This window comes from Allobosea sp. CER48 (assembly GCF_044752385.1).
Taxonomy (GTDB): domain Bacteria; phylum Pseudomonadota; class Alphaproteobacteria; order Rhizobiales; family Beijerinckiaceae; genus Allobosea.
Window position 1 is genome coordinate 1 of sequence record NZ_JBIWYK010000141.1, and the last position, 7,173, is coordinate 7,173.

Genomic DNA, 7,173 nt, shown 5'->3' on the forward strand with positions numbered 1-7,173 from the left:
CCGTTTGAAGCCGCGACTTTACCCAGACGGGGCGGCGGATCACCCGCAGGCCGTGCATCAATCTATGGAAACAATAAGGGCGCGGTGGAGTCCACCGCGCCCTGATCGGCTTTGACACTAGGCCGGCGTCGCGCTCAGCGGCGGCCGATCGGCGTGTAGTCGCGCTGCGGCGAGCCCGTATAAAGCTGGCGCGGGCGACCGATCTTCTGGGACGGATCCTCGATCATTTCCTTCCACTGCGCGATCCAGCCGACGGTGCGCGCGACGGCGAAGAGCACGGTGAACATCGAGGTCGGGAAGCCCATCGCCTTCAGCGTGATGCCCGAATAGAAGTCGATGTTCGGGTAGAGCTTCTTCTCGATGAAGTATTCGTCGTGGAGAGCGATGCGCTCCAGCTCGATGGCGACGTCGAGCAGCGGATCGTCCTTGATGCCGAGCTCGTTCAGCACCTCATGCGTGGTCTTCTGCATGATCTTGGCGCGCGGGTCGTAGTTCTTGTAGACCCGGTGACCAAAGCCCATCAGGCGGAACGGATCGTTCTTGTCCTTGGCCTTGGCGATGTACTTCGGAATATTGTCGACCGAGCCGATCTCCTCGAGCATCTTGAGCGCCGCCTCGTTGGCGCCGCCATGCGCGGGGCCCCACAAGCAGGCCGTGCCGGCCGCGATGCAGGCAAACGGGTTGGCGCCCGACGAACCGGCGAGGCGTACGGTCGAGGTCGAGGCGTTCTGCTCGTGGTCGGCGTGCAGGATGAAGATGCGATCGAGCGCGCGCGACAGCACCGGGTTGACCTTGTACTCCTCGGCCGGCACCGCGAAGCACATCCGCAGGAAGTTCGAGGTGTAGTCCAGCGAGTTCAGCGGATACACGAAGGGCTGGCCGACGGTGTACTTGTAGGCCATTGCGGCGAGCGTCGGCACCTTCGCGATCATCCGCATCGAGGCGATCATGCGCTGCTGCGGGTCCGAGATGTCGGTCGAGTCGTGATAGAAGGCCGACATGGCGCCGATCGAGCCGACCATGACGGCCATCGGGTGGGCATCGCGGCGGAAGCCCTGGAAGAAGCGGGCCATCTGCTCGTGCACCATGGTGTGGCGCGTGATGCGGTAGTCGAAATCCGCCTTCTGGGCGGCGGTCGGCAGTTCCCCGTAGAGCAGCAGATAGCAGGTCTCGAGGAAGTCGCCGTGCTCGGCGAGCTGCTCGATCGGGTAGCCGCGATAGAGCAGCACGCCCGCATCGCCGTCGATATAGGTGATCTGCGACTCGCAGCTCGCCGTCGAGGTGAAGCCGGGGTCGTAGGTGAACATGCCCGTTTGGGCGTAGAGCTTGCCGATGTCGATGACGGCAGGGCCGACCGACCCTTGCTTGATCGCCATGTCGACGGTCTTGTCGCCGACCTGGAGCTGGCTGGTGTTTCCGCTCATCGATACCGATCCTTTCAAGGCTCGCTGCTGTTCAGCCCCTGTTTCGCCTGCCTGCCGGCGCTTCCGCGTCAGCCTTGTCCCATCCCGGGCCCGCGATATGACGGGACGATGTCGGAAGGGGGTGTGGAAGGAGACCCATGTGACTGATTTACAAGCAATATTCGTGCCCCGCCACGGTGTGGCCGCGCAACGCACTTGCGCGTCACTAGACCATTTGCCCAGTGCATTCAACCGAGCCTAAAGGCGATTGGAACCGCGTCCCGCTCATATCTGCGCGAGCAGCCGCGGCGCCGCTGTCCCAAGGCATTGCGGGCAGGCATCCGGGTGGGGAAGCGGGATGCCGCTCCGGGTGCGGCCGGCATCCCGGTTGTCGCGGGCTCAGGCCTGGTCGGCGAGCCGGCCAAGCGTTTCCTCACGGCCGAGAACGGCCATGACGTCGAACAGCCCGGGCGACATCGCGCGGCCGGTGAGCGCGGCGCGCAGCGGCTGGGCCGCCTGGCCCAGCTTGATGCCGGTCTCCTCGACATAGGCGCGCACCGCCGCTTCGAGCGGGGCCGGGGCCCAGTCGGTCACGGCAGCGAGCTTCTCCGCGATCTGCGGCAGGCGCTGGCGCGCGGACTCGTCGAGCAGGCTCCTGGCCTTGTCGTCGAGCTGCAGAGGCCGCTGCGCGTAGAGATAGAAGGCGCTGTCGAGCAGCTCGACCAGGGTCTTGGCGCGTTCCTTCAGGCCGGGCATGGCGGCGAGGAACTTGGCCTCGAGATCGGGCGACAGGGTGGCGCCGAGCCCGCGCGCCGGGCCGATCTCGGGCAGGATCACCTTCAGCGCGTCGAGCAGCTCCTGGTCGCTCGACTGGCGCATGTAGAGCCCGTTCAGGTTCTCCAGCTTGGCGTAGTCGAAGCGAGCGGGCGAGCGGCCGATCGATGAGAGGTTGAAGGCGTCGATCATCTCCTGCGTCGAGAAGACCTCCTGGTCGCCATGGCTCCAGCCCAGCCGCACCAGGTAGTTGCGCAGCGCCGCCGGCAGATAGCCCATCGAGCGATAGGCATCGATGCCGAGCGCGCCGTGGCGCTTCGAGAGCTTGGCTCCGTCGGGCCCGTGGATCAGCGGGATATGCGACATGCTCGGCACGTCCCAGCCGAGCGCGTCGTAGATCTGGGTCTGGCGGGCGGCGTTGGTCAGGTGGTCGTCGCCGCGGATGACGTGGGTCACGCCCATGTCGTGGTCGTCGACGACGACGGCGAGCATATAGGTCGGCGTGCCGTCCGAGCGCAGCAGCACGAGATCGTCGAGATTCTCGTTCTGCCAGACGACGCGGCCCTGCACTTCGTCATTGACCACGGTCTCGCCGGTCTGCGGCGCCTTGAGGCGGATGACCGGCTTCACATCGGCCGGGGCGGTCGACGGGTCGCGGTCGCGCCAGCGCCCGTCATAGCGCAGCGGCTTGCCTTCGGCGCGCGCCTTCTCGCGCATCTCCTCGAGCTCGGCCGGGCTGGCATAGCAGTAGTACGCCTTGCCGGCGGCGAGCATCTGCTCAGCGACCTCGCGATGGCGCGCGGCGCGCTGGAACTGGTAGACGGTCTGTCCGTCCCAATCGAGGCCGAGCCATTCCAGCCCGTCCAGGATCGCGGCGATCGCGGCGTCGGTCGAGCGTTCGCGGTCGGTATCCTCGATGCGCAGCAGCATCTTGCCGCCTTGCCGGCGGGCATAGAGCCAGTTGAACAGCGCCGTGCGGGCCCCGCCGATATGCAGGAAACCGGTGGGCGACGGCGCAAAGCGCGTGACGACGGCATTGCTCATGGAAGGCAACTCCGGCCGGACGGCAGGGCGGTCCGGGGCAAGACAGGGAAATGGCGCAGGTCGCGACATGACAACCGGCGCGCGCCCTGTAACATGGCTTGGCCGGAAAGGTTAAGCGGTCAAATCGCAGCGCCGGCAGGGAGGGCGGGGAATGCAGCCGGGGCCGCCGGTGGGGCAGGACAAGCCGCGCGGCGCGCACGCCGCGACCTTGCCTCTGCGCCTGCGGTTCTCCGGAACGAACGCGCTGCGCCTCGAAGCCTGGCTGCGCGACTGGCGGGAGCGCTTCGGCCGGGCGCTCGAGCTGGAGGCCGAGCGCCGGCGGCCGTTCCTCTGGCTGCCGGTAGCGATGGGGGCGGGGATCCTGCTCTACTTCGCGGCCGATCGCGAACCCGCCCTCTGGGCGCCGCTCACCGGTTTTACTCTGAGCGCGGGATTTGCGTTCGCCCTGCGGGCACGACGGCTGGCCGCGATGGCCGCGCTGGCAGTCGCCGCCGTTTTCGCCGGCTTCGCGGCAGGTGTCATGCGCACGGCAGAGATCGCCGCGCCGATGCTGGAGCGGCCTCGGATCGGCAAGCTCACCGGCTTCGTCGAGACGGTCGAGACCCGCGACAGCGGCGCCCGCATCGTCCTGCTGGTGACGGATTTCGCCGGGATGCCTGCGGCCGAGCGCCCGAAGCGCGTCCGCGTCAATATCCGGGCCGGCTCCGTCGCGCCCGGAGAGCATATCGTCGCGACGGCCCGCTTGCTGCCGCCGCCCGGCCCCGCGCGGGCGGGAGGCTATGATTTCGGCCGGGACGCCTTCTTCCGCGGCATCGGCGCGGTGGGCAGCATCTCCGGCAAGATCGCCGGGGTCCCGGCGCCCCATGCGATGCCGATGCGGCTCGCGCTCGATGCCGCCATCGACCGGGCGCGCAACGCCCTGACCAAGCGCATTGCCGAAGCCGGGGGCGGGCAGGGCGGGGCCGTGGCCGCAGCTCTGGTCACCGGCAAGCGCGGGCTGATCACCGAGGCGACGAACAACGACCTGCGAGCGGCGGGCATCTACCACATCGTCTCGATCTCCGGCCTGCATATGGTGCTGGCCGCGGGCACGATCTTCTGGCTCGTGCGGGCCCTCCTGGCGCTGTCCCAGACGGCGGCCCTGCGCTGGCCGGTCAAGAAGATCGCCGCAGTGGCCGCGATGCTCGGCGCGACCGCCTATTGCATTTTCTCAGGGAGCGAGGTCGCGACCGAGCGATCGCTGATCATGACGCTGGTGATGCTCGGCGCCATCCTCGTCGATCGCGCGGCGTTGAGCATGCGCAACCTCGCGCTCGCGGCGATGATCGTGCTGCTGCGCGAACCGGAGGCCCTGCTGGGGCCCAGTTTCCAGATGTCATTCGGCGCCGTCGCTGCGCTGATCGCCTTTGCCGAGCGCTGGGAAAACCGCAAGCGCCCGCAGCCGCCGGCCGCGCTCCCCTGGCCGCTCGGGCCGGTCTGGACCGCAGCTCTCGGCATCGTCGTCACGACGCTGCTGGCGACGGCAGCCACCGCACCCTTCGGCGCCTATCACTTCCAGACCTTCAACCCCTTCGGCCTGCTCGGCAACGCGATGGCGCTGCCCTTCGTATCCCTCTTCGTCATGCCGGCGGCCGTATTCGGCGTGCTCGCCTATCCCTTCGGACTGGACTGGCCGGCCTGGTCGCTGATGGGATGGGCCTCCGATGCCGTGCTCAGGATGGCGCAATGGGTCGCAGCCATCGATCATTCCACCCTGACGATCGCCGCGTTCGGCCCTGCGGTCCTGGCGTGCTTCGCGCTGGCGCTGCTCTGGCTGGCTCTCTGGACGACGGCCTGGCGCTGGCTGGCCGTGCTGCCGCTGGTGCTGGGCGTCGCCATCGCGGGAAAGCCTGAGCGACCGGAGATCCTTATCGAGCGTGATGGCTCGGGTCTCGCCGTGCGCGGCGCCGACGGTCGCCTAGCGATCGCCGGCAAGCCGAGCCGCTTCGTGCTGCAGCAATGGCTTGCCGCCGACGGCGACAGGCGCTCGCCGGAGGATCCGACATTGCGTTCCGGTATCGCCTGCGACGCACTCGGTTGCGTCGCCAGGACGGCGGACCAGCGCACCGTCTCGTACACGCGCGACCGGCTCGCTATCATCGAGGACTGCCTGCGCGCCGACCTGGTCGTCACCGCCATTCCCTGGAGCGGCACCTGCAAGGCCAGGCTGATCGAGCGCATGGCCCTGTCACGCGACGGCGCGACCTCGCTCTATCGGAGCGCGTCGGGATGGAGCAGCCACATCTCGGAGTCCGACGCCGCAGAGAGGCCCTGGACGCGTCGCCGCGAGCCGCGCCAGGCGACGCAAACCGCGCGGCCGGCAAATCAACCGTCGGCGGCCGCCGATAGCGAGCCCGAGGCCGATGTCGAGCGCCTTCAGTAGCGCCGCATCAGATTGACGAGCCGGCCCTGGATCTTGACCCGGTCCGGTCCGAGTACACGGGTCTCATAGGCCGGATTGGCGGCTTCGAGCGCGATCGAGGAGCCGCGCTTGCGCAGGCGCTTGAGCGTCGCCTCCTCGTCGTCGATGAGCGCGACGACGATGTCGCCGGTATTGGCGGTGTCCTGCTTGCGGATGATGACCGTGTCGCCGTCGAGAATGCCGGCCTCGACCATCGAATCGCCGCGCACTTCCAGCGCATAATGCTCGCCGGAGCCGAGCATGTCGGGCGGCATCGAGACGGTATGGCTGCGGTTCTGGATCGCCGAGATCGGCGTGCCCGCGGCGATGCGGCCCATGACCGGGATCGCAATGGCCGAGCGGCTGTCCTCGTCCGGAGCCGGCCGCGCCTTGCCGAGATTGGGCTGCGATCCCAGGCCGCCCTGCACGACCGCGGGGCTGAAGCGGGGCCGCTGCTGCGGCGCGCCGAGCCCGTCCGGCATCTTGATGACCTCGAGCGCACGCGCCCGGTTGGGCAGGCGGCGGATGAAACCGCGCTCCTCCAGCGCCATGATCAGGCGGTGGATGCCGGATTTGGAACGCAGGTCGAGCGCGTCCTTCATCTCGTCGAAGGAGGGCGGCACGCCACTTTCGCGCAAGCGTTCCTGGATGAAGCGCAGGAGTTCGTGTTGCTTGCGTGTCAGCATGGTCCCCGCCGGCCGCTTGAAGGCTCGATTCGAAACAAAGCACGAACACCATAAGCGTTCTGCTTGTGTTCCGCAAGCGGGGCGCTCGCCTCGGATCGAGAGGGAAAGCAGGGTTCCCGAAAAATCCGATGCGGGACCGATGTCGCGACCGCCGCCATCGCGCCCGGCCGGCGTGCGCCGACCTAGCGGAGCGGCAGGATGCGGCAGATATCGCCCTTCTTCGCCGGTGCGGCATGGGCCGGCCTGATCGTCAGCGCCTGCGCCCGCGCCAGCGTGCCGAGCATCGAGGAATCCTGCCGGTCGAAGGGCGTCGCCACCCAGCCATCCGGCGTCATGGCAAGCTCCGAACGCAGATAGTCCTCGCGCTCGTCATTGCCCGGCATGTCGCGGCCGAGCAGCGCGGGCATGCTGCGATCGCGATCGGGGTCGGCCATGCCGAGCAGGGCCTCGATCAGCGGCAGCACGAAGAGATGGCCGCAGACGATCGAGGAGACGGGGTTGCCGGGCAGGCCGACCACCACCATCCGGCCGAGCCGGCCGGTCATCATCGGCTTGCCCGGCCGCATCGCGATCTTCCAGAAGCCGAGCGACATTCCCGCGCGGTCCAGTGCTTCCTGCACCAGGTCGTGGGCACCGACGGAAGCGCCGCCCAGCGTGACCAGCACGTCGGCATCGGCATCGCGCGCCTGCTGGATCTTCGCGGCGAGGTCGGCATGGTCGTCGCGTGCGATGCCGAGATCGAGGACGGCCGCCCCGGTCTTCTCGACCAGCGCAGCGAGGGCGAAGGAATTCGAGGCGACGATCTGGTCGCGGCCCACCGGCTCGC

The 7,173-nt window shown here is 68.4% G+C and carries 5 protein-coding genes; 1 reads left to right on the top strand and 4 read right to left on the bottom strand.

What is annotated here, in order from left to right; all coding sequences use genetic code 11:
- Positions 1–134 precede the first annotated feature (134 nt).
- Entirely contained in the window at positions 135–1,424 is a 1,290-nt protein-coding gene (gene gltA, locus ACIPIA_RS07520; RefSeq protein ID WP_400508162.1) for a citrate synthase, read from the bottom strand.
- 378 nt (positions 1,425–1,802) lie between these two features.
- On the bottom strand, positions 1,803–3,221 hold the full coding sequence (gene gltX / locus ACIPIA_RS07525) for a glutamate--tRNA ligase (RefSeq protein ID WP_400508164.1): 1,419 nt from the start codon (positions 3,219–3,221) through the stop codon (positions 1,803–1,805).
- A 151-nt stretch (positions 3,222–3,372) separates the two neighbouring features.
- Here gltX and ACIPIA_RS07530 point away from each other — a divergent pair, with 151 nt between their 5' ends.
- Positions 3,373–5,643, top strand: a complete 2,271-nt coding sequence (locus ACIPIA_RS07530; protein ID WP_400508166.1) for a ComEC/Rec2 family competence protein — start codon at positions 3,373–3,375, stop codon at positions 5,641–5,643.
- Here ACIPIA_RS07530 and lexA read toward each other — a convergent pair.
- The gene (gene lexA, locus ACIPIA_RS07535; protein WP_400508168.1) at positions 5,637–6,347 is read right to left on the bottom strand and encodes a transcriptional repressor LexA; all 711 of its coding nucleotides are present in this window, start codon (positions 6,345–6,347) and stop codon (positions 5,637–5,639) included. The two genes, ACIPIA_RS07530 and lexA, sit on opposite strands and share 7 nt — an antisense overlap.
- 182 nt (positions 6,348–6,529) lie before the next feature.
- The coding region (locus ACIPIA_RS07540) for a molybdopterin molybdotransferase MoeA (RefSeq protein ID WP_400508170.1) at positions 6,530–7,173 on the bottom strand (644 nt) is incomplete at its 5' end.

Bases quoted from the DNA above. Each gene is read 5' to 3' on its own strand.
- gltA (WP_400508162.1), bottom strand. From the start codon at position 1,424: ATGAGCGGAAACACCAGCCAGCTCCAGGTCGGCGACAAGACCGTCGAC.
- ACIPIA_RS07530 (WP_400508166.1), top strand. From the start codon at position 3,373: ATGCAGCCGGGGCCGCCGGTGGGGCAGGACAAGCCGCGCGGCGCGCAC.
- lexA (WP_400508168.1), bottom strand. From the start codon at position 6,347: ATGCTGACACGCAAGCAACACGAACTCCTGCGCTTCATCCAGGAACGC.
- gltX (WP_400508164.1), bottom strand. From the start codon at position 3,221: ATGAGCAATGCCGTCGTCACGCGCTTTGCGCCGTCGCCCACCGGTTTC.